16 protein-coding genes are annotated in these 19,933 nt (G+C 63.3%); 10 read left to right on the plus strand and 6 right to left on the minus strand.

The window, feature by feature from the left end:
• Positions 1 to 19 precede the first annotated feature (19 nt).
• Together ACIPZF_RS23500 and ACIPZF_RS23505 are read left to right on the plus strand one after the other, a co-directional pair.
• Complete coding sequence (locus ACIPZF_RS23500) at positions 20 to 2,788, plus strand: insulinase family protein (RefSeq protein ID WP_400803818.1); 2,769 nt, start codon at positions 20 to 22, stop codon at positions 2,786 to 2,788.
• Positions 2,785 to 4,440, plus strand: coding sequence for an ABC transporter ATP-binding protein/permease (locus tag ACIPZF_RS23505; protein WP_400803821.1), 1,656 nt, complete (start codon positions 2,785 to 2,787; stop codon positions 4,438 to 4,440). The genes ACIPZF_RS23500 and ACIPZF_RS23505 overlap by 4 nt, the downstream gene beginning before the upstream one ends.
• Positions 4,441 to 4,561: 121 nt before the next feature.
• Here the strand turns inward: ACIPZF_RS23505 and ACIPZF_RS23510 are convergent, their stop codons facing one another.
• Positions 4,562 to 4,819, minus strand: a complete 258-nt coding sequence (locus tag ACIPZF_RS23510; RefSeq protein WP_400803824.1) for a hypothetical protein — start codon at positions 4,817 to 4,819, stop codon at positions 4,562 to 4,564.
• A gap of 500 nt (positions 4,820 to 5,319) precedes the next feature.
• Between ACIPZF_RS23510 and ACIPZF_RS23515 the strand changes: the two genes are divergently transcribed.
• Positions 5,320 to 6,666: a hypothetical protein gene (locus ACIPZF_RS23515; RefSeq protein ID WP_400803826.1), complete on the plus strand. Its 1,347-nt coding sequence runs from the start codon at positions 5,320 to 5,322 to the stop codon at positions 6,664 to 6,666.
• 1 nt (position 6,667) lies between these two features.
• Here the strand turns inward: ACIPZF_RS23515 and ACIPZF_RS23520 are convergent, their stop codons facing one another.
• The 4 genes from ACIPZF_RS23520 to choX all read right to left on the minus strand — a co-directional run bounded on the left by ACIPZF_RS23520 (position 6,668) and on the right by choX (position 10,220).
• Positions 6,668 to 7,144: a thioesterase family protein gene (locus ACIPZF_RS23520; RefSeq protein WP_400803828.1), complete on the minus strand. Its 477-nt coding sequence runs from the start codon at positions 7,142 to 7,144 to the stop codon at positions 6,668 to 6,670.
• Positions 7,145 to 7,154: 10 nt separating this feature from the next.
• Positions 7,155 to 8,120, minus strand: a complete 966-nt coding sequence (locus ACIPZF_RS23525; protein ID WP_400803831.1) for an L-carnitine dehydrogenase — start codon at positions 8,118 to 8,120, stop codon at positions 7,155 to 7,157.
• A gap of 145 nt (positions 8,121 to 8,265) precedes the next feature.
• A complete protein-coding gene (locus ACIPZF_RS23530) occupies positions 8,266 to 9,150 on the minus strand; it encodes a 3-keto-5-aminohexanoate cleavage protein (RefSeq protein WP_400803833.1) in 885 nt (294 codons plus the stop codon).
• A gap of 125 nt (positions 9,151 to 9,275) precedes the next feature.
• Positions 9,276 to 10,220, minus strand: coding sequence for a choline ABC transporter substrate-binding protein (choX, locus tag ACIPZF_RS23535; protein ID WP_400803835.1), 945 nt, complete (start codon positions 10,218 to 10,220; stop codon positions 9,276 to 9,278).
• A 146-nt stretch (positions 10,221 to 10,366) separates the two neighbouring features.
• On the opposite strand from choX, the gene ACIPZF_RS23540 reads away from it, so the two are divergent.
• Positions 10,367 to 11,311 (plus strand): GlxA family transcriptional regulator, encoded by a 945-nt coding sequence (locus tag ACIPZF_RS23540; RefSeq protein WP_400803838.1) that lies wholly within the window; start codon positions 10,367 to 10,369, stop codon positions 11,309 to 11,311.
• Between the two features lie 102 nt (positions 11,312 to 11,413).
• Here ACIPZF_RS23540 and ACIPZF_RS23545 read toward each other — a convergent pair whose 3' ends face one another.
• A complete protein-coding gene (locus ACIPZF_RS23545) occupies positions 11,414 to 11,815 on the minus strand; it encodes a lysozyme inhibitor LprI family protein (RefSeq protein WP_400803840.1) in 402 nt (133 codons plus the stop codon).
• A 285-nt stretch (positions 11,816 to 12,100) separates the two neighbouring features.
• Here ACIPZF_RS23545 and ACIPZF_RS23550 point away from each other — a divergent pair, with 285 nt between their 5' ends.
• The 6 genes from ACIPZF_RS23550 (at position 12,101) to ACIPZF_RS23575 (ending at position 19,905) form a co-directional block, all read left to right on the plus strand.
• Entirely contained in the window at positions 12,101 to 13,078 is a 978-nt protein-coding gene (locus tag ACIPZF_RS23550) for a dipeptidase (RefSeq protein WP_325976750.1), read from the plus strand.
• Positions 13,079 to 13,155: 77 nt separating this feature from the next.
• Complete coding sequence (locus ACIPZF_RS23555) at positions 13,156 to 13,686, plus strand: DUF5943 domain-containing protein (RefSeq protein ID WP_027594293.1); 531 nt, start codon at positions 13,156 to 13,158, stop codon at positions 13,684 to 13,686.
• Between the two features lie 15 nt (positions 13,687 to 13,701).
• Positions 13,702 to 15,762 (plus strand): dimethylglycine demethylation protein DgcA, encoded by a 2,061-nt coding sequence (gene dgcA, locus ACIPZF_RS23560; RefSeq protein WP_400803842.1) that lies wholly within the window; start codon positions 13,702 to 13,704, stop codon positions 15,760 to 15,762.
• 177 nt (positions 15,763 to 15,939) lie between these two features.
• Positions 15,940 to 17,892 (plus strand): dimethylglycine demethylation protein DgcB, encoded by a 1,953-nt coding sequence (gene dgcB / locus ACIPZF_RS23565; RefSeq protein ID WP_400803844.1) that lies wholly within the window; start codon positions 15,940 to 15,942, stop codon positions 17,890 to 17,892.
• Positions 17,892 to 19,124 carry an electron transfer flavoprotein subunit alpha/FixB family protein gene (locus ACIPZF_RS23570; RefSeq protein WP_400803846.1) on the plus strand — a complete coding sequence of 411 codons (1,233 nt, stop codon included), beginning with the start codon at positions 17,892 to 17,894 and terminating at the stop codon, positions 19,122 to 19,124. The genes dgcB and ACIPZF_RS23570 overlap by 1 nt, the downstream gene beginning before the upstream one ends.
• Before the next feature lie 10 nt (positions 19,125 to 19,134).
• Entirely contained in the window at positions 19,135 to 19,905 is a 771-nt protein-coding gene (locus tag ACIPZF_RS23575; protein WP_400803848.1) for an electron transfer flavoprotein subunit beta, read from the plus strand.
• The last annotated feature ends 28 nt before the right edge of the window (positions 19,906 to 19,933 follow it).

Here is a 19,933-nt window from a genome sequence, read left to right on the forward strand (position 1 = left end):
AAAAACCGTGGACACCCTGATGAAAAAGCTCCTCGCGGGCCTGCTCGGCCCGCTGCTGCTCGGCGCCTGCGCGTCGCTGCCCGAACCTGACGCGCCGTTGCCCTGGGATGCCCAGGTCACTCAAGGCACCCTGGCCAACGGCGTGCAATACCGCCTGGTGCGCGAAGCCGCGCAACCCGGCCGGCTCGACTTGCGCATGACCGTCAACGCCGGCTCCGTGGACGAGGCCGACGACCAGGTCGGCGTCGCTCACCTGGTCGAGCACCTGGTGTTCCACAGCCGTGCCGGGCAGGCGCAGAACCTGCGCACGCGCATGGTCGGGCTGGGCTGGGTGCAAGGCCGGCACTTCAATGCCGTGACCAACTACGAGCGCACCCAGTACATGCTCAGCCCGCCAGCGGGCATGCGCCAGGCGCCGCAGGCGTTGCAGGTACTGGCCGACATGGCCTTCGCCCGCGACTACAGCGCGGCGGATCTGGAGCGTGAGCGGCCCATCGTCATCGAAGAATGGCGCGGCGGGCTGGGCGTGGCGCAGCGCATGAACGAGCAGCGCACGGCGTCGCAGCGGGTCGGCTCGCGCTACCCGGCGCATCGCACCATCGGCAACGAAGCGGCCATCCGCAATGCCAGCCTGGCCAGCCTGCAGGCGTTCCAGGCCACCTGGTACCAGCCTTCGAACCTGGTCATTTCAGCCGTGGGCGACTTCGAGCCCAAGGCCATGCTGGCGCAGATCGAACAGGCGTTCGGCCAGGCTCAGGGTGGTGAGACACCGTCGCGCGACCATCGCGACCTGCCGTTGGACGACAAGCTGAAAATCTTCCGCCTGCAAGACCCGCAGTCCGGCAGCAACCAGGTGTCGCTGCTGCTGCGTCTGCACGAGCCGGACAGCCGCGGTACCTCCCGGGCTGCCCTGCGTGAGCGCTTGATCGACCGCATGACCCTGTCCGCGCTGCTCGACAACCTGCGTCGCCAGCCCATGCAGCCCGGCGTGCGCAGCCTCATCGCACAGAAAACCCTGATCGGTAGCCAGTCGACGGTGCTGGGGATCGCTGCCGGAGTGCAAGGCCTGCAGCACCAACAAGCGCTACGTCAGCTGCTGACCGAAATCGAGCGCCTGCGCCAGCACGGCTTCAGCGAACAAGACTTCGAAAGCGAGCGCACCCACATCCGCTCCTTGGCCGACAAGACATTGGCCAACCAGGCATCACGCACCTTCGAGCAGTGGGTCGAGCAGCTCAACAACGCCACCGCGCCTGAAGGGCGAGTGGTCGAGCGGCATGCGGCTGCCCAGCGCTATCTGGATGTATTGCCAGACGTCGACCGCGAAGACCTGAACGACAGGCTGCGGTTGTGGCTGGGCAGCGCTGATCGGGTACTGCAGTTCAGCGTGCCAGGGCAGGCGCAGGTCGCGTTGCCGAGCGTTGCGGCGGTCGAGGCGTTGCAGGCGGAGATCGCCAATCAGGTACTCGGCGCCCCCGTACAACAGCAAGCCGAAGCGCCGGCCGTTGCTGAGTATGAGCCCGAAGACCCGGCCCCGGCTGGGACAATCGTCGCCCGCAAGGCATTCCCCGCCGAACAGGTCGAACACTGGACCCTGGGCAATGGCGACCGCCTGGTGTGGCTGCGCCGTAACGGCCCGGACGGAAAGTGGTTGCTGCAAGCCGACTCGTCCGCCGGCTATCGCCTGGGCGACGCGCCCGCGTGGCGCTTGCAGATGGCCGCGCAACTGGCGGTACGCAGCGGGCCGGAAGGCGCCCAGGCGTGGCGCGAGAAGCAACGGGCCACGCTTGGACTGGAGCATCAGCCGCAACGCCTGCAGTTGAACCTCAGCGGCGCTCCCGAGCAGTTGCCGGCCATGCTGCAGAGCTATCGCCTGAGCCAGCAGGCTGGCATCGATCCGACGATGTTCGACGAGGCTCGCAATGATTTGCTCCAGCGTTTGCGCAGCCGTCCTGAGGATGTGCGTTCGCGCCAGGAGAGCGCCCAGCGCACGCTCAAGTACGGTGCCGATCATTGGCAAACGCCGGACCCGGCAGTGTTGCAGCAGCTGAATCGCGAACAGCTGCAGACCGACTGGCAGCGCCTTGCCAGTGCACCGGTGACCTATTACCTGATGGCCGATGTGCCCACAGAGCAGCTGGAACCCCTGGTGCGCGACTACCTGGCCAACCTGCCGCGCGGCGCTTCACCCAACCCGCAAGCGGCCGTGCAGCAACCCGGCCAGCGCCGCAGCGACCTGGCCATCGCCCTGGAGCCACGTGCCGTGCTGCAGGCCAGCAGCTACCAGCCCAAAGCCTGGCAACCGCAGGCCGCCATGCGCGTCGCATTGCTGCGCGAGCTGGCCAACCAGCGGCTCAAGCAGCAGCTGCGCGGTGAGGCGTCGGGGGTTTATCGCCTGAGATTCGACGCACAGCTCGACCCCGATTCCCAGCGCATCGAGAGCAGCCTGAACTTCACCTGCGACCCGGCGCGCGTGGATGAATTGTGGGCAATGGCGCAAAAGACCTTGGCCGGTTTGACCGTGGATGAGCAGTGGTTGCAGACCGCACGCCGCGAGCTGGTGCGCCAGGAAGCCAAGCGCCGCGACGATCCGCAAACTCAATTCAAGCGCCTGATCCTCAGCGAGCGTAATTATCAGGACCCGCGCTACCTCAGCGAGCAGGACAAGCTACCCGAGGCACTGACCTTGCCGGCCATGCAACAGCTGGCCCGCCAGCTGTTCCCTGCCGCCAATCAGGTGCAGCTGCGCCTGCTGCCATCGCCTGCCGCGCTGGAGCAGGCGCTGTGAAGACGTTGCGAGCGTTCTATCGTCTCAGCCGTCCATTCTGGGCCAGCCGCCAGCAATGGCGCGCCTGGCTGATGCTGGCAGCGGTCATCGGCCTGGGGCTGCTGGTGGTGCAGATCAATGTACTGATCAACAGCTGGAGCAAGACGTTCTACGACACGCTGGCCGCGTTCGACACGACCGGGCTGTACGGCCTCGTCGGCGAGTACGCGCTGTACCTGGGCAGCTATGTGCTGATCGTCGTGGCCATGGATTACATCCGTAAAGGCCTTGAACTGCGCTGGCGCCAGGCGATGACCGGGCGCCTGACCGATGCCTGGCTGGCCGACCAGGCGTTCTACCGCCTGGGCCTGACCGGCGAGCCGGACAACCCCGACCAGCGCATCGCCCAGGACGTCGACCTGATGGTCGGCCTGAGCATCGAACTGGTCGCCTCGCTGGTGATCAACCTGGCCCAGGTCGGTGCGTTCGTGGTCATCCTGTGGAACTTGTCGGGCGTGCTGACCTTCAGCCTGTTCGGCGAAAGCTTCACGGTGCATGGCTACCTGGTGTGGATCGTGCTGGCCTACACCTTGCTCGGCAGCCTGTTCACGCACCTGATCGGCAAGCCGCTGCATGTGCTCAACTACGAGCGCGAACACCGCGAGGCGGATTTTCGCGCGAGCCTTCTGCGCAAGCGCGACCATGCCGAGCAGATCGCCCTGTACCGTGGCGAGGCCGTCGAGCGCGAGCACCTGGCCGAGCGTTTTCGCGCCATCGCCGACAACTGGCGGCAGTTGATGGGGCGCGAGCGTAATCTCAGCCTGTTCACCGTCTCCTACGAACGCCTCAGCCTGATCATCCCGGTGTTCGCGGCGTTGCCGGCGTTCATGGCCAAGACCATCACCCTGGGCGGGCTGATGCAGATTCGCAGCGCGTTCAGCGCCGTGCACGGCTCGCTCAGCTGGTTCATCAAGCTGTACACCCGGCTGGTGCGCTGGAGCGCCGCGCTGCAGCGGTTGGAGCAGTTCGAGCAGGCGATTGCCGCCAGCCGCGCGCAAGCCACTAGCGCAGTACAAGGTGAGACCCTGTGCACGCGCGGGCTGACGCTGTGCCGGCCGGATGGCAGTCCGATGCTGCGCGACCTCGACTTGCGCGTGGGGCAGGGCCAGTGGTTGCGCCTGGGCGGGCGCAGCGGGCTGGGCAAGTCGACCTTGCTGCGCACTCTGCAGGGTCTGTGGCCCTACTGCCTGGGCGACTGGCAGTTGCCTGCGGGGCGCAGTCTGTTGCTGCCGCAGAAACCCTACATGCCGCATATGAGCCTGCGCGGGTTGCTGGCTTATCCACAGGTGCAGGCGATCGACGATGTGGTGTTGGTCGATGTGTTGGGCAAGGTGGGGTTGGGCGGCTTGATTGGGCAACTGGACAAGCAGGCGGAGTGGGATCGCGTGCTTTCCGGGGGTGAGCAGCAGCGGGTGAGCCTGGCGCGGGCGTTGTTGTATCGGCCGGATACGCTGTATCTGGATGAGGCGACCAGTCAGCTGGATACCGGCAGTGCGCGGGGGTTGCTGGAAATGCTCAAGCGGGAGTTGCCGGGGTGTACGGTGGTGGCCGTCACTCACCAGGAAGGGTTGGCTTCGGTATTTGGGAATACAGTGGAGCTGGAAGCGGTGTGAATCAATGCCGGCCTCTTCGCGGGCAAGCCCGCTCCCACAGGTACACCACTAGCCTTGAGACTTGTGCAATACCTGTGGGAGCGGGCTTGCCCGCGAAGAGGCCGGCACAGGCAAACCCTTTTCAAGCCCGCCTGCTGAAACTCGCCAACGCCGGCAACAGTTGCTTGTCGATTGCCTGCCGCACCGCCGGCAAAATCGTCGCACTGCCGGTATACATCTGCTCGACCATGCCCTTCAGTGCCCGCGCATTGGGCTCGGTCAGCCCGCGCACCACCGCCTCGCACGCCTGCTCGGCACTCGCCCCGGCGGGGATATCGAAACCGCGCGCGCGCAGCTGGCCGGCGAGGTCGTCCTGGTCAATCAAATCCGCATGCATCATGGCTGTTGTCCCTTTTATCGCTAAGAGAGTGCTGCTGTGATTTACGACCGATTCTGTGTCCACGGCGACATGCCCGCAACAACTGAATGTCGGCATGACTGCTTTGGCTAAGAACAGGTCGCTCCCGGCTAATTCCTCGTGCCGGGAACTCAGCACACTGGCCCCATTCACGGTACCGGAGGGTTTGGTCACCCTCACTCACGCACAGTGGATGTTGCTCGCTCTTGGCCCCGGACGCTCACGGCTGTCCGGGGTTTTTTTTGTGCCAAATATTTCCTCGGGTGGAAACTTTTCATACAGATGCTGACGGCAAGATCTCTTGAATGCACGCTAGTTGGTGGTGTGTATTGTGATCGCTACTTCCCTAGATATTCAAACGAATAGAAAAAGGTATGAGGTGGGTCATGCACTACAGGACTAATCAAGTTGTCATCCATTCGCCGTATGTCGACGGGCAATCGTTTCGCAGAATCTACAATATTGTCGGAGGTACCTGCAGTGTGACCGGCCTGTCCATAACGGACGGGCAAGATCCCAAGCGGCATAATTATGTCGGGCTACAGAAAGCGTTCGGTGATAGTGGTATCTTGAACTTTAGCGTTGGCCGAAAAAGCTCGAGCAGCGTTGCTTCATGGTGGAATGCCAGAGTTTCCGCAAATCAATGTACTTTCAATGATAGACCGGGTGGTTTGAACTTTGCCTTCAATGTCGATCTCGTCGTGAAATTGACTGGCGGCAACCTGGGCAGTCGTGTCGCCACGGTCAGGTTGGATGATGTCTATATCGCCCAAGGGAGCGCAGGTTCGAGTAACAATTGGTGGTTCGGTGGACGTCATTGCGTTCATATAGGCGGTGGCAGAGTGCGAATCGAAGGCCTCGATGTCGATACCAACCTGAAAGTCCACCTCACTGTCAAACGAGGTGGGACCGGTAATCCTGTCAATCACTTCGAGTTCAGTGATTACAGCGTTGTCAGTACGCACGACTGGATGAAGCACGTTGACTCTGCCACCACGTTGAACCGGATCGTCATGCCGGGGAGTCATGATGCCGGCATGGGTGAGACCCGGCATTGCGCTCCCGCTGTCCTCACTCCGGGTTTTAGCAGAACGCAACACCATACGGTACGAGGTCAGTTGAATCACGGCGCGCGTTACTTCGACCTTCGCGTAGATTACGACAAAGGCAGGCTGGTCTCTTATCATCGCGCTGGAACGAACAGCCCGAACGGCTGCAGTGGTCAGTACATGGACAGTATCTTTTCCGACGTCGATAGCTTCCTCGCAGCCAACCCTAGCGAAACCGTGATACTGAAATTTTCACAAATACGAACTTACCAACGTGACTCAAACGTGACCAAGCGGTTATTGGACGAGCATATCGAGCGCTTCAGTAGACGCTATGAGGATGCATCAGTGCGTAACTTGGCGCATGTTTTGCTTGGCGACGCAAGGGGCAAAGCGATCATGGTCTTTGACTACGATGAACATCTGTCGTTGGCTAAAGGGCGTTATCGTTATCGCGACGGTACATCGGGTGGGCAATTGGCGGTTTATGACAAGTATTCCAACACCTCTAACTTGGCCGCCATGCGAGACGATCAACTAAAAAAGTGGCGAGAGTTCGGCGGGCTGGGGAAAAATCATTTGTTTCTTCTGTCCTGGACCCTCACGCCGCATTTTCTCAGTGCTTCTGTCGAAGGATTGGCCAAGCTCGCCAACGCGGCGCTGCCAGAGCTGGACCGATACGCCAAGGAGTATCGATCCAAGCCCAATATCGTTTACATCGACTTCGTAGATAGCAGCGTAACTTCTTCCATCATCGCCTTGAACTTCAATGGCACTTGACTCAACGCGCGCCTGGTAGCGCGATGATGCGCCCGAGAAAGGCAGGCGGTGAGAGATCACGCTGGTCTTCCAGCAGCCCTTCCAGCAACGTATGGCTACGGGCTGAAAAGGGCGCCGATTTCGGCCCTGCCAGATCCACATTCAGCAGCAGTTGTTCGCTGACTGCCAGCGGTTGATCAAAAGCACTGCGATGGAGGCTGTGACACAGGTGCAGGCGCTTCTTGTCGAAGCCGACGATTTGCGTCTGCACCCACACCTCGGTGCCGAGCTTCACTTCGTGCAGGTAATTGATGTGCGCTTCCAGAGTGAATAGCGAATGGCCACTCTGCCCCCGGCTGTCGGCATCCAGGCCGATGCGCTCCATCAGCGCGTCGGTTGCATAGCTGAAAATCAGCAGGTAGAAGGCATCGCGCAAATGCCCGTTGTAATCGACCCAGTCCTCCTGGACCGGGGTGCGGTAGGTGATCAGTGCGGGCATCGTCGCCTCCTCAATCGCTGAACGACATGCCGTGGCTGGCCTTGCTGGTCTTCACCGCTTCCAGCACCGCCAGCAGCGTGTCATCACGGTAGCGCTCCAGCGCGGCGATGCTGCGTTCGCCCAGTTGCTCGGAGGTGCCGTCCACCACATCGTCGATCAGCTTGTCGGTCAGCTCCGGTGCCGGCAGGTAGGTCCAGGGCAGTTTCAGCGCCGGGCCGAACTGCGACATGAAGTGGCGCATGCCGGCATCGCCACCGGCCAGGGTGTAGGTGAGGAAGGTGCCCATGAACGACCAGCGCAGGCCGGCGCCGAAGCGGATCGCATCGTCTATTTCGCCGGTGGTCGCCACACCGTCGTTGACCAGGTGCAGAGCTTCGCGCCAGAGCGCTTCGAGCAGGCGGTCGGCGATGAAGCCTGGGACTTCCTTGCGCACATGCAGTGGTCGCATGCCGAGGGAGGTGTAGATGGTTTTCGCCGCTTCGATGGCTTCGGGTGAGGTGCGATTGCCGCCGACGATTTCAACCAGTGGCAACAGATACACCGGGTTGAACGGGTGGCCGACCACGCAGCGTTCCGGGTGGGTGGACGACTCGTAGAACTCGCTGGGCAACAGGCCCGAAGTGCTCGACCCGATGATCGCATCAGGTTTGGCTGCAGCGCTGATCTTCGCGTGCAAGTCGAGTTTGAGGTCCAGACGCTCTGGTGCACTTTCCTGAATGAAATCGGCGTCGCGAACGCATTCCTCGATGGTCGTGACGAACTTCAGACGGTCTTGTGCTGCACCCGGCGCCAGGCCTTGTTTCTCAAGCGCAGGCCAGGCGTTACTGATGCGTTTACGCAGGGCCTGCTCGGCGCCCGGCGCCGGGTCCCAGGCGACCACGTCCAGGCCGTGGGCCAGGGCGCGGGCGACCCAGCCGCTGCCGATCACGCCGCTACCCAGAGCGGCGAAGGTCTTGATCTTGGTGATGAAGGGCATGTCGAGTCCTCGGGGTGAAACAAAATCTTTAGGGTTGATGCCGACCCTGTAGGAGCGGCTTCAGCCGCGAACACCGGCGAAGCCGGTGCCATCCACCGCGGCGTGTGCTTCGCGGCTGAAGCCGCTCCTACAGGGAAAGCGGCGATCAGCGGCGTTTGAGGTTCATTTTTTCCCGGCCTTCTGCCGGGGTGAGTACGCGGCCACCCAGGCGGGTGATGATCTCGGCGGCACGCTCCACCAGCTGGCCGTTGCTGGCCAGCACGCCTCGGTCCAGGTACAGATTGTCTTCCAGCCCAACCCGCACATTGCCGCCGAGTAGCATGGCTTGCGCTGCCATGGGCATCTGCATGCGGCCGATGCCAAAACCGGCCCAGGTGACGTTGGCGGGCAGGTTGTCGACCATCGCTTTCATGGTGGTGGTGTCGGCCGGTGCGCCCCACGGGATGCCCAGGCACAGCTGGAACAGCGGGTCTTCCAGCAGGCCCTCTTTCATCATCTGCTTGGCGAACCACAGGTGGCCGGTATCGAAGATTTCCAGCTCGGCCTTCACGCCAAGCTCGGTGATGCGCTTGGCCCCGGCGCGCAGCTGCGCAGGGGTGGAAACGTAGATCGCGTTGCCGTCGCCGAAGTTGAGGGTGCCGCAGTCGAGGGTGCAGATTTCTGGCAGCAGCGCTTCGATGTGGGCCAGGCGCTCCAGCGGGCCGATCAGGTCGGTGCCGGGGCCGAATTCCATGGGCGATTCGCCCGGGCCGATTTCCAGATCACCGCCCATGCCGGCGGTGAGGTTGACGATGATGTCCACGTCGGCTTCACGGATACGCTCCATGACTTCGCGGTAGAGGCTGACGTCGCGGCTGAAACGGCCGGTTTGCGGGTCGCGGACGTGGCAATGGACCACGGTGGCGCCGGCCTTGGCGGCTTCGACGGCGGATTCGGCGATTTGCTTGGGAGTGACTGGGACCAGGTGGCTCTTGGCGACCGTGTCGCCGGCGCCGGTGAGGGCGCAGGTGATGATGACGTCGTGGTTCATGGATTGGTTCCTTGTGGTGTCTGTGCTGGCCCTTTCGCGGGGCAAGCCCGCTCCCACAGGATCAGCGAGATCCTGAGTTTTGCGCTGTACCTGTGGGAGCGGGCTTGCCCCGCGAAGAGGCCGTATCAGTTGGCGGTAAGCTTGAGGTTCTCAGCCGCAGGCTTGCCATCGAAGGTGGTCACCCCCTCAAGCCAGCGCGCCTTGTCCTCGGGATGGTCCTTCAGCCACTGGCGGGCCGACTCCAGCGCATCCTTGTGGTCGAGCAGCGGCTGCATCATCCGGCTCTCGTCCTCGGCGCTGAAATTCAGGTTGGCCAGCAGCCGGTTGGCGTTGGGGCAGCGCTCGGCGTAATCCGGGGCGGTCACCGTCCACACCGTGGCACGGCCTTCATCCGGGCCCAGGGCGTCCTGGCTGTCGCCGAGATAAACCATGTCGATGTTCACGTTCATCGGGTGCGGCGCCCAGCCGAAGAACACCACCGCCTGCTTGCGCCGCACGGCGCGGTCGACCGCGGCGAGCATGCCGGCTTCGCTGGATTCGACCAGCTGGAACTTGCCCAGGCCGAACTGGTTCTTGGCGATCATCGCCTTGATCTGCGTGTTGGCGCCGGACCCCGGCTCGATGCCATAGATCTTGCCGCCCAGCTCTTTCTCGAACTTGGCGATGTCGGCGAAGCTTTTCAGGCCCTTGTCGGCCAGGTACTTGGGCACGGCCAAGGTGGCACGGGCGTCTTCCAGGCTCGGCTTGTCGAGCACCTTGACCTGCTTGGCATCGACGAACGGGGTGATGGTCTGGGTCATGATCGGGTTCCAGTAACCCAGGAACATGTCCAGGCGCTGGTCGCGGATGCCGGCAAAGATGATCTGCTGCGAGGCGCTGGTCTGCTTGGTCTGGTAACCCAGGCCGTCGAGCAGCACCTGGGCCATGGCGCTGGTGGCGATGACGTCGGTCCAGTTGACCACGCCCAGGCGCACATTCTTGCAGGCCGCAGGCTCGGCGGCGAAAAGCGGGGTTGCAACGATGCAGCTCACGGCAAGGGACAACAGGCTGCGGCGGATCAAGCTGTGCATGGTGGCTCTCCATCGGCAGTGCATATTGTTATTGAGGGCGGCCTCTGCGGGCCGTGTGAATACGCTACGCTGGCGCCAGGGTGGAAAATCGCACCCTGGCGACCAACACTAGTACGGAAGCGACCACCTGCAACGTGGAGCATGCAATGCCGCAACTGATTCATTTCCTGCTGCTGCCGGGTTTCTCGGCCATGGGCTTCATCAGTGCCCTGGAGCCGCTGCGTGTGGCCAACCGTTTCAAGGGGCCTTCATACCGCTGGCGGGTGCTGAGCCTGGATGGCGGCGCGGTTGAAGCCAGCAATGGCATGTCGGTGAACGCCGATGGCGCGTTGGGGGAGGGTGAGTCGGGCGGGATACTGTTGATCGTCGCCGGCTTCGAGCCGCTGGCCTGCTACGGGCCTGCGTTGCAGCAAGCGTTGCGTCGCCTTGATCACGAAGGGGTGATTCTCGGTGGCATCGATACAGGCCCCGTGGTGCTTGCCGAAGCGGGCCTACTGGATGGCCATCGCGCCACCTTGCATTGGGAAGCGCTGGATGCCTTCAAAGAGCGCTATCCGCGCTTGCATGTGACCCAGGAGCTGTTCGAAATCGACCGCCGGCGCATCACCTGCGCGGGTGGCACCGCGTCCATCGACCTGATGCTCGACCTGATTGCCCAGGCGCATGGCAGCGAACTGGCGGTGCAGGTGTCCGAACAATTCGTGCTCGGGCGTATCCGCCCGCGCCAGGACCACCAGCGCATGCAGATCGCCAGCCGCTATGGCATCAACAACAAGAAGCTGGTGAAGGTGATTGGGGAGATGGAGCGCAATACTGAGCAGCCGCTCAATACCCAGGTGCTGGCGGAGGCGGTGCAGGTGACGCGGCGGCAGTTGGAGCGGCTGTTTCGCTTGCACCTGGATGACACGCCGAGCGGGTTTTACCTGCGCTTGCGGCTGGACAAGGCGCGGCTGTTGTTGCGCCAGACTGACATGAGTGTGCTGGAGGTGGCGGTGGCGTGTGGGTTCGAGTCGGCTTCGTACTTTACCCGGTGCTATCGAGCGCGGTATGAGCGCTGCCCCCGGGAAGATCGGCTGGCTCGGGCGGTTTGAGGTGTGTCAGGGCCGGCCTCTTCGCGGGGCAAGCCCGCTCCCACAGAGATCTCCAGCGTCTCTGTGGGAGCGGGCTTGCCCCGCGAAGAGGCCGGCACGGAATTACTGTTGACCAATGGACTGCAAATATTCCGACCGGTCATCACTACGCTGCGCCACGCAGGTATTCCAAGCCGCCTCAAAAGCCTTGCTCCCAGGCTTCTCGGCATAGGTCTCGACCTTGCAATCGGCATCCCGCAACTGCGCCCACAGCTTCTCGGCCGCCTCCATTCGCGCGCTGAGCGCCGAGGCCTTGTCCGCTTCATCGGCATACTGGTCGCGAATACGCTGGATCAGGTCATCGTACGCCGACTTGAGCTCACGCTCGGCAGTCTGCTTGTTGAACGCCGCGCAGGCATAGGTCTGCTGGTCGCTGTCGACGTTGTCGCAAGGCGTGCTTTCTTCCTCGCCAGCCTGAGCGCCGCCAACTACGGCCAGCAGCACCAGCCATGCCAATGATTTCATCCTTATTCTCCTCAACAGGCGGACCAATCGCAGGATTCTCGCTCAGCCGGGGGCACGGCGATAGCTCTCTGACGAAATGTTCATGAAAGCATCGAATGGGTCGTTATCGAGACTGTCTCTCATCCCCGAACGCCGTGCCAGACACGCTCATGTCGCGCATTGACGCTTTCGGCAAACCCCCTGTCGTTTTTGCATCGGGGCGTCTCGGGGCACAGGCATATGCTGGCCCCAAAGCGCCGGCAATAAGGTTTGGCGCCAAACCATTCAATAAAAGGGGACAGCCTGATGAGCCCAGCCGAATTGCACGCCGACAGCATCGTCATCGACGGTTTGATCATTGCCAAATGGAACCGCGAGCTGTTCGAAGACATGCGCAAAGGCGGCCTGACCGCAGCCAACTGCACGGTGTCGGTCTGGGAAGGGTTCAAGGCCACCGTCGACCAGATCGCCGCCAGCCAGAAGCTGATCCGCGAAAACGGCGACCTGGTGATGCCGGTGCGCACCACTGCCGACATCCGCAAGGCCAAGGAGCTGGGCAAGACTGGCATCCTCTTCGGCTTCCAGAACGCTCACGCATTCGAAGACCAGATCGCCTACGTCGACGTGTTCAAGCAGCTGGGCGTGGGCATCGTGCAGATGTGCTACAACACCCAGAACCTGGTCGGCACCGGCTGCTACGAGCGTGACGGCGGGCTGTCTGGCTTCGGTCGCGAGATCGTCGCCGAGATGAACCGCGTCGGCATCATGTGCGACCTGTCCCACGTCGGCTCGAAAACCTCCGAAGAAGTCATCCTCGAATCGAAAAAGCCGGTGTGCTACTCGCACTGCCTGCCGTCGGGCCTCAAGGAGCACCCGCGCAACAAGTCGGATGAAGAGCTGAAGTTCATCGCCGACCACGGCGGCTTCGTCGGCGTGACCATGTTCGCGCCGTTCCTGGCCAAGGGCATCGACTCGACCATCGACGACTACGCCGAAGCCATCGAATACACCATGAACATCGTCGGTGAAGACGCCATCGGCATTGGCACCGACTTCACCCAGGGCCACGGCCAGGACTTCTTCGAGTACCTGACCCACGACAAGGGCTACGCCCGTCGCCTGACCAACTTCGGCAAGATCATCAACCCCCTGGGCATTCGCACCGTCGGCGAGTTCCCCAACCTGACCGAGACCTTGCTCAAGCGCGGCCACTCCGAGCGTGTGGTGCGCAAGATCATGGGCGAGAACTGGGTCAACGTCCTCAAGGACGTCTGGGGCGAGTAAGCCGCTCTCCAAGCCTGATAGCCCCTGCCAGCAACGCCGGGGCACCCACATAAAAATTTTTATGGAGTTGAGTTTCCATGGCCAAGATCGCCCCGCAATTGCCAATCGAAGTCGACAGCGAGACCGGTGTCTGGACCAGCGACGCCCTGCCGATGCTGTATGTGCCACGGCATTTCTTCGTCAACAACCACATCGGCATCGAGGAAGTGCTGGGCGCCGACGCCTATGCCGAAATCCTCTACAAGGCTGGCTACAAGTCCGCCTGGCACTGGTGTGAGAAAGAAGCCGAATGCCACGGCCTGGAAGGCGTAGCGGTATTCGAGCACTACATGAAGCGCCTGTCCCAGCGCGGCTGGGGCCTGTTTGAGATCCAGGACATCGACCTGGATAAAGGCACCTGCAGCGTCAAGCTCAAGCACTCTGCATTCGTGTACGTGTACGGCAAGGTCGGGCGCAAGGTCGACTACATGTTCACCGGCTGGTTCGCCGGCGCAATGGACCAGATTCTCGCTGCCCGCGGCAGCAAGATCCGCACCGTGGCCGAACAGGTCTACGGCGGGTCGGAAGAAGGCCACGAAGATGGCCTGTTCGTTACAAAGCCGTTGTAAGCCGGAGATAGCGTCATGGCCTTCGAAGCAATGTTCCAGCCGATCCAGATCGGCAAACTGACCATCCGCAACCGTGTGCTCAGCACCGCGCATGCCGAGGTGTATGCCACCGACGGCGGGATGACCACCGACCGCTATGTGAAGTACTACGAAGAGAAGGCCAAGGGCGGTATCGGCCTGGCGATTTGCGGCGGCTCGTCCGTGGTCGCCATCGACAGCCCGCAGGAGTGGTGGGCGTCGGTCAACCTGTCGACCGACCGCATCATCCCGCACTTCCAGAACCTGGCCGACGCCATGCACAAGCATGGCGCCAAGATCATGATCCAGATTACCCACATGGGCCGTCGCTCGCGCTGGGACGGCTTCAACTGGCCGACCCTGATGTCGCCGTCGGGCATCCGTGAACCGGTGCACCGCGCCACCTGCAAGACCATCGAGGTGGAAGAGATCTGGCGCGTCATCGGCAACTACGCGCAGGCCGCGCGGCGTGCCAAAGAAGGCGGGCTGGACGGCGTCGAACTGTCGGCGGTGCACCAGCACATGATCGACCAATTCTGGAGCCCGCGGGTCAACAAGCGTACCGACGAATGGGGCGGCAGCTTCGAAGGCCGCATGAAGTTCGGCCTGGAAGTGCTCAAGGCGGTGCGTGCCGAAGTCGGCGACGACTTCTGCGTAGGCATGCGCATCTGTGGCGACGAGTTCCACCCCGATGGCCTCAGCCACGAGGACATGAAGCAGATCGCCGCCTACTACGACGCCACCGGCATGCTCGATTTCATCGGCGTGGTCGGCTCGGGTTGCGACACCCACAACACCCTGGCCAACGTCATCCCCAACATGAGCTACCCGCCGGAGCCGTTCCTGCACCTGGCGGCCGGCATCAAGGAAGTGGTCAAGGTCCCGGTGCTGCACGCGCAGAACATCAAGGACCCGAACCAGGCCACGCGCATTCTCGAAGGCGGCTACGTCGACATGGTCGGCATGACCCGCGCGCACATGGCTGACCCGCACCTGATCGCCAAGATCAAGATGGGCCAGATCGACCAGATCAAGCAGTGCGTCGGTGCCAACTACTGCATCGACCGCCAGTACCAGGGCCTGGATGTGCTGTGCATCCAGAACGCCGCGACCTCCCGTGAATACATGGGCGTGCCGCACATCATCGAGAAGACCACCGGCGTCAAACGCAAGGTGGTGGTGGTCGGTGCCGGCCCGGCTGGGATGGAAGCTGCTCGCGTGGCGGCCGAGCGTGGCCACGATGTGACCCTGTTCGAGAAGAAAGAGCAGATCGGCGGGCAGATCACCATCGCCGCCAAGGCCCCGCAGCGTGACCAGATCGCTGGCATCACTCGCTGGTATCAGCTGGAACTGGCGCGGCTGAAAGTCGACCTGCGCCTGGGCACCGCCGCCAGCGTGGACGCCATCCAGGACCTGCGCCCGGACGTCATCGTGCTGGCGGTGGGCGGTCATCCGTTCGTCGAACAGAACGAACACTGGGGCGCCGCCGAAGGGTTGGTGGTCAGCAGCTGGGACGTGCTCGACGGCAAGGTTGCGCCGGGCAAGAACGTGCTGGTGTACGACACCATCTGCGAATTCACCGGTATGTCGACGGCAGACTTCATCGCCGACAAGGGCAGCCAGGTCGAAATCGTCACCGACGATATCAAGCCAGGCGTCGCGATGGGCGGCACGACCTTCCCGACCTACTACCGCAGCATGTACCCCAAAGAAGTGATCATGACCGGCGACATGATGCTGGAGAAGGTCTACCGCGAAGGCGACAAGCTGGTGGCGGTGCTGGAGAACGAATACACCGGCGCCAAGGAAGAGCGTGTGGTCGACCAGGTGGTGGTCGAGAACGGCGTGCGGCCTGACGAAGAACTGTATTACGCGCTGAAGGACGGTTCGCGCAACAAGGGCCAGATCGATGTGGAGGCGCTGTTCGCCATCAAGCCGCAGCCGATCCTCAGCCAGCCGGGCGAGGGCTATTTGCTGTATCGCATCGGCGACTGCGTGGCCCAGCGCAACGTGCATGCGGCGATCTACGACGCCTTGCGGCTGTGCAAGGACTTCTGATCGCACCGCCTCGTTAGGGGCGGGACTGGCCCCCTGTAGGAGCGGATTCATCCGCGATGAGGCCGGCACAGGCAAATGTGTTGTCAGTGCCGACGCCATCGCGGATGAATCCGCTCCTACAGGGTCCGCGCCGCCCTTCAGAGTGGCGCAAGAATTTAGCTGTTGTGGGAGCCTCCCATGTTGAACACCCTTCTACCCATCCTGCTGTTCGCTGCCCTCGGCCTGGCGCTGCTCGGCGCCGTGCGCCGGGTGCGCATGTGGCGGCGTGGCCGGCCGTCCAAGGTCAACCTGCTCGGCGGCCTGCTGGCCATGCCCCGGCGCTACCTGGTGGACCTGCACCACGTGGTCGAGCGCGACAAGTACATGTCCAAGACCCACGTGGCCACGGCGGGCGGCTTCGTGCTGTCGGCTGCACTGGCGATCCTGGTGCACGGCTTCGGCCTGCAGAGCAAGATCCTCGGCTACGCCCTGCTGGTGGCCACGGTGATCATGTTTACGGGCGCTATTTTGGTGTTCAAACGCCGCCTGAACCCGCCTGCGCGCCTGTCGAAGGGCCCGTGGATGCGCCTGCCGAAAAGCCTGCTGGTGTTCGCCGCGAGCTTCTTCATCGCCACCTTGCCGGTGGCCGGCATCCTGCCCGCCAACACCGGCGGCTGGGTGATGGTCGGCGTGCTCGGCCTGGGCGTGCTGTGGGGCGTGTCGGAGCTGTTCTTCGGCATGACCTGGGGCGGCCCGATGAAACACGCCTTCGCCGGTGCCTTGCATCTGGCCTGGCACCGCCGCGCCGAACGCTTCGGCGGCGGGCGCTCCACCGGCCTCAAGCCGCTGGACCTGGAAGACCGGACCGCGCCGCTGGGCGTGGAAAAACCAGTGGACTTCACCTGGAACCAGCTGCTCGGCTTCGACGCCTGCGTGCAGTGCGGTAAATGCGAAGCCATGTGCCCGGCCTTCGCCGCCGGCCAACCGTTGAACCCGAAAAAACTCATCCAGGACATGGTCATCGGCCTGGCTGGTGGCACCGATGCGCAGTTCGCCGGCAGCCCATACCCCGGCAAGCCAATCGGCGAACACGGCGGCAACCCGCACCAACCGATCGTCAATGGCCTGGTCGACGCCGAGACGCTGTGGTCGTGCACCACCTGCCGCGCTTGCGTCGAGGAATGCCCGATGATGATCGAGCATGTCGATGCCATCGTCGACATGCGCCGCCACCTCACCCTGGAAAAAGGCGCGACCCCAAACAAGGGCGCCGAGGTGCTGGACAACCTGATCGCCACCGACAACCCGGGCGGCTTCGCCCCGGGCGGGCGGATGAACTGGGCGGCCGACCTCAACCTGAAACTGCTGTCGGAAGTGAAAACCACCGAAGTGCTGTTCTGGGTCGGTGACGGGGCCTTCGACATGCGCAACCAGCGCACCCTGCGTTCGTTCGTCAAAGTGCTCAAGGCTTCGGGCGTGGACTTCGCCGTGCTCGGCCTGGAAGAGCGCGACAGCGGCGACGTGGCGCGCCGCCTGGGCGACGAAGCGACCTTCCAGCACCTGGCCAAACGCAATATCCAGACCCTGGCGCAGTATAAGTTCCAACGCATCGTCACCTGCGACCCGCACAGCTTCCATGTGCTGAAGAACGAATACGGCGCACTGGGCGGCGATTATCAGGTGCAGCATCACAGCACCTACATTGCCGAACTGATCGCCGCCAAGAAGCTCAACCTCGGCCAGCACAAGGGCGGCAGCGTGACCTACCACGACCCTTGCTACCTGGGCCGTTACAACGGCGAGTACGAGGCGCCGCGCGAAGTGCTCAAGGCGCTCGGCATCGAAGTGCGCGAGATGCAGCGCTCGGGCTTCCGTTCCCGTTGCTGCGGCGGTGGCGGTGGTGCGCCGATCACCGACATCCCGGGCAAGCAGCGTATCCCCGACATGCGCATGGACGACATCCGCGAGACCGAAGCCGAGCTGGTCGCCGTGGGTTGTCCACAGTGCACGGCGATGCTCGAAGGCGTGGTCGAACCGCGCCCGCAGATCAAGGACCTCGCCGAGTTGGTAGCCGACGTGCTGATCGAAGAGGAAACCCCGGCGGCCCCAAAGTCGCCAACGGTCAAACGTGAACCTGCGGAGGTGCACTGATGAGCGACATCATCCGCCGCGACCCACGCGCCGAGTGGATCGCCCGTAACCGTCTGCACCCGCTGCACGCGGCCATGCAGACGCAACAAACCAGCTGGATGGGGCCAAACGGCATTATCCGCAAGAACCCTCATGCCATCGCCGCCGGCTTCATCGGCCCCGCTGGCCTCAAGCGTATCGACCGCAGCGGCGCCCAGCAGGGCACCGGGGTCGGCGGGCGGCGCACGGCAGCGGCGGCTGTGCAGTTGCCGCTGCACCAGGTGCCGGCACCAGCGTTCTACATTGCCGTGGTGCCGGACATGGTCGGTGGCCGCCTGAGCAGCCACGACCGCGACCTGCTGGGCCTGGCCCACAGTCTGGCCGGTAGCGACGGCGCGGTGCTGGCTGTGGTGTTTGGCGAGCACAAGGAAAACAACTTTTCCACAGCCGGCGTTGACCGCTTGCTGGTCATCGAAGGTGAAGCGTTCGAAGGTTATGCACCGGAGCAACTGGTGCAGGGCCTGCGGGCTGTGGATAACCAATTTGCGCCGCGCCATTGGCTGCTGCCCGACAGCCGTACGGGCGGGGGCGAACTGGGCCGACGCCTCGGTGCCGCACTGGGCGAACGCCCGGCGACGCGGGTCTGGCAGGTCAAGGATGGGCAGTGTATCGGCCGTGCCGGCGCTGGCCAGCAAGACCTGCAGCGGGCGGTGCCACGCTTGATTCTGGCGGCGGCAGAGTGTGCCGAGCCGGTCAGCGAAACGCGGCACGAAGCGCTACCGGTGGAGTTGTCCACAGGCGTAGCGCGCAGCCTGTCGCGTATCGAGGACCTCGGTTCGGTGGCAGTCGACCCGGCCACCATCGCCATGGCCGAAGCCGAGTTCATCGTGTCGGGCGGCAATGGCGTCAAGGATTGGGACCTGTACCACCAGGCGACAGCCGCCCTCGGCGCAACCGAAGGCGCCTCGCGGGTGGCGGTGGACGACGGCTTCATGCCGCGCAACCGCCAGGTCGGCGCTACCGGTACCTGGGTTACGGCGCGGGTCTACGTGGCTGTGGGTATCTCCGGCGCGATCCAGCACCTGCAGGGCATCGGCGCCTGCGACAAGGTGGTGGCAATCAACATGGACCCCGGCTGCGACATGATCAAACGGGCGGACCTGTCGGTGATTGGCGACAGTTCGGCGATCCTCAAGGCACTGATCGAGGCTGTGGACAACTTCCGCAGCGGCGGTCAGCGTGACGCGGCATAAGGGCACGAGCATGAGTACGAAAGTCATCAGCCTGGTTTCCATTGGTGCTCACCCGACTTCCGGCCGTGCTCGGCGCGCCGAACAGGATGCGCGTGCGGTGGAGCTGGGTTTGCAGCTGGCTGGGGATAACTTGCAGGTGGTACATGCTGGCGATCCGCGTGAAGAGGCGTTGCGGGCCTACCTGGGCATGGGGCTGGAGCATCTTGATGTGCTCGAACAGCCGGCGGGTGCCGATGTGCTGGGCGTGTTGGGCGACTATCTGCGTGATGCTGGCGCTCAACTGGTGCTGACCGGTAGCCAGGCCGAGACTGGCGAGGGCTCAGGCATGTTGCCATTCCTTCTGGCCGAGAAGCTGGGCTGGCCGCTAGTTGTGGGGCTGGCCGAGGTGGAATCGATCGATAACGGCACCGCGCAGGTTCTGCAGGCGCTTCCACGTGGCCAGCGGCGCCGGTTGAAGGTGCGACTGCCGTTGCTGGCGACTGTGGATAATGCTGCGCCCAAGCCGCGCCAGAGTGCCTTCGGGCCGGCGCGTCGGGGTGTGTTGGCGGCGCGTAACGTAGCGATCGTCGAGGATGAGCTGCTGGCTGAAGCCGAACTGCAGCCCGCCAGGCCCCGGCCTAAGCGGCTCAAGGTGATCAAGGCCAAGAGCGGTGCGGACCGGATGAAAGCGGCCACGGCCAAGGCCAGTGGTGGTGGCGGCAAGGTGCTGAAGGATGTTTCTCCACAGGAAGGGGCTGAGGCGATCCTCAAGCTGCTGGTGGAGGAGGGGGTTTTGCGCTGATATGGCACGGGCTTCGCCCATGTTCGCG

It is taken from the genome of Pseudomonas sp. NPDC089752, from assembly GCF_044748725.1.
Classification (GTDB): domain Bacteria; phylum Pseudomonadota; class Gammaproteobacteria; order Pseudomonadales; family Pseudomonadaceae; genus Aquipseudomonas.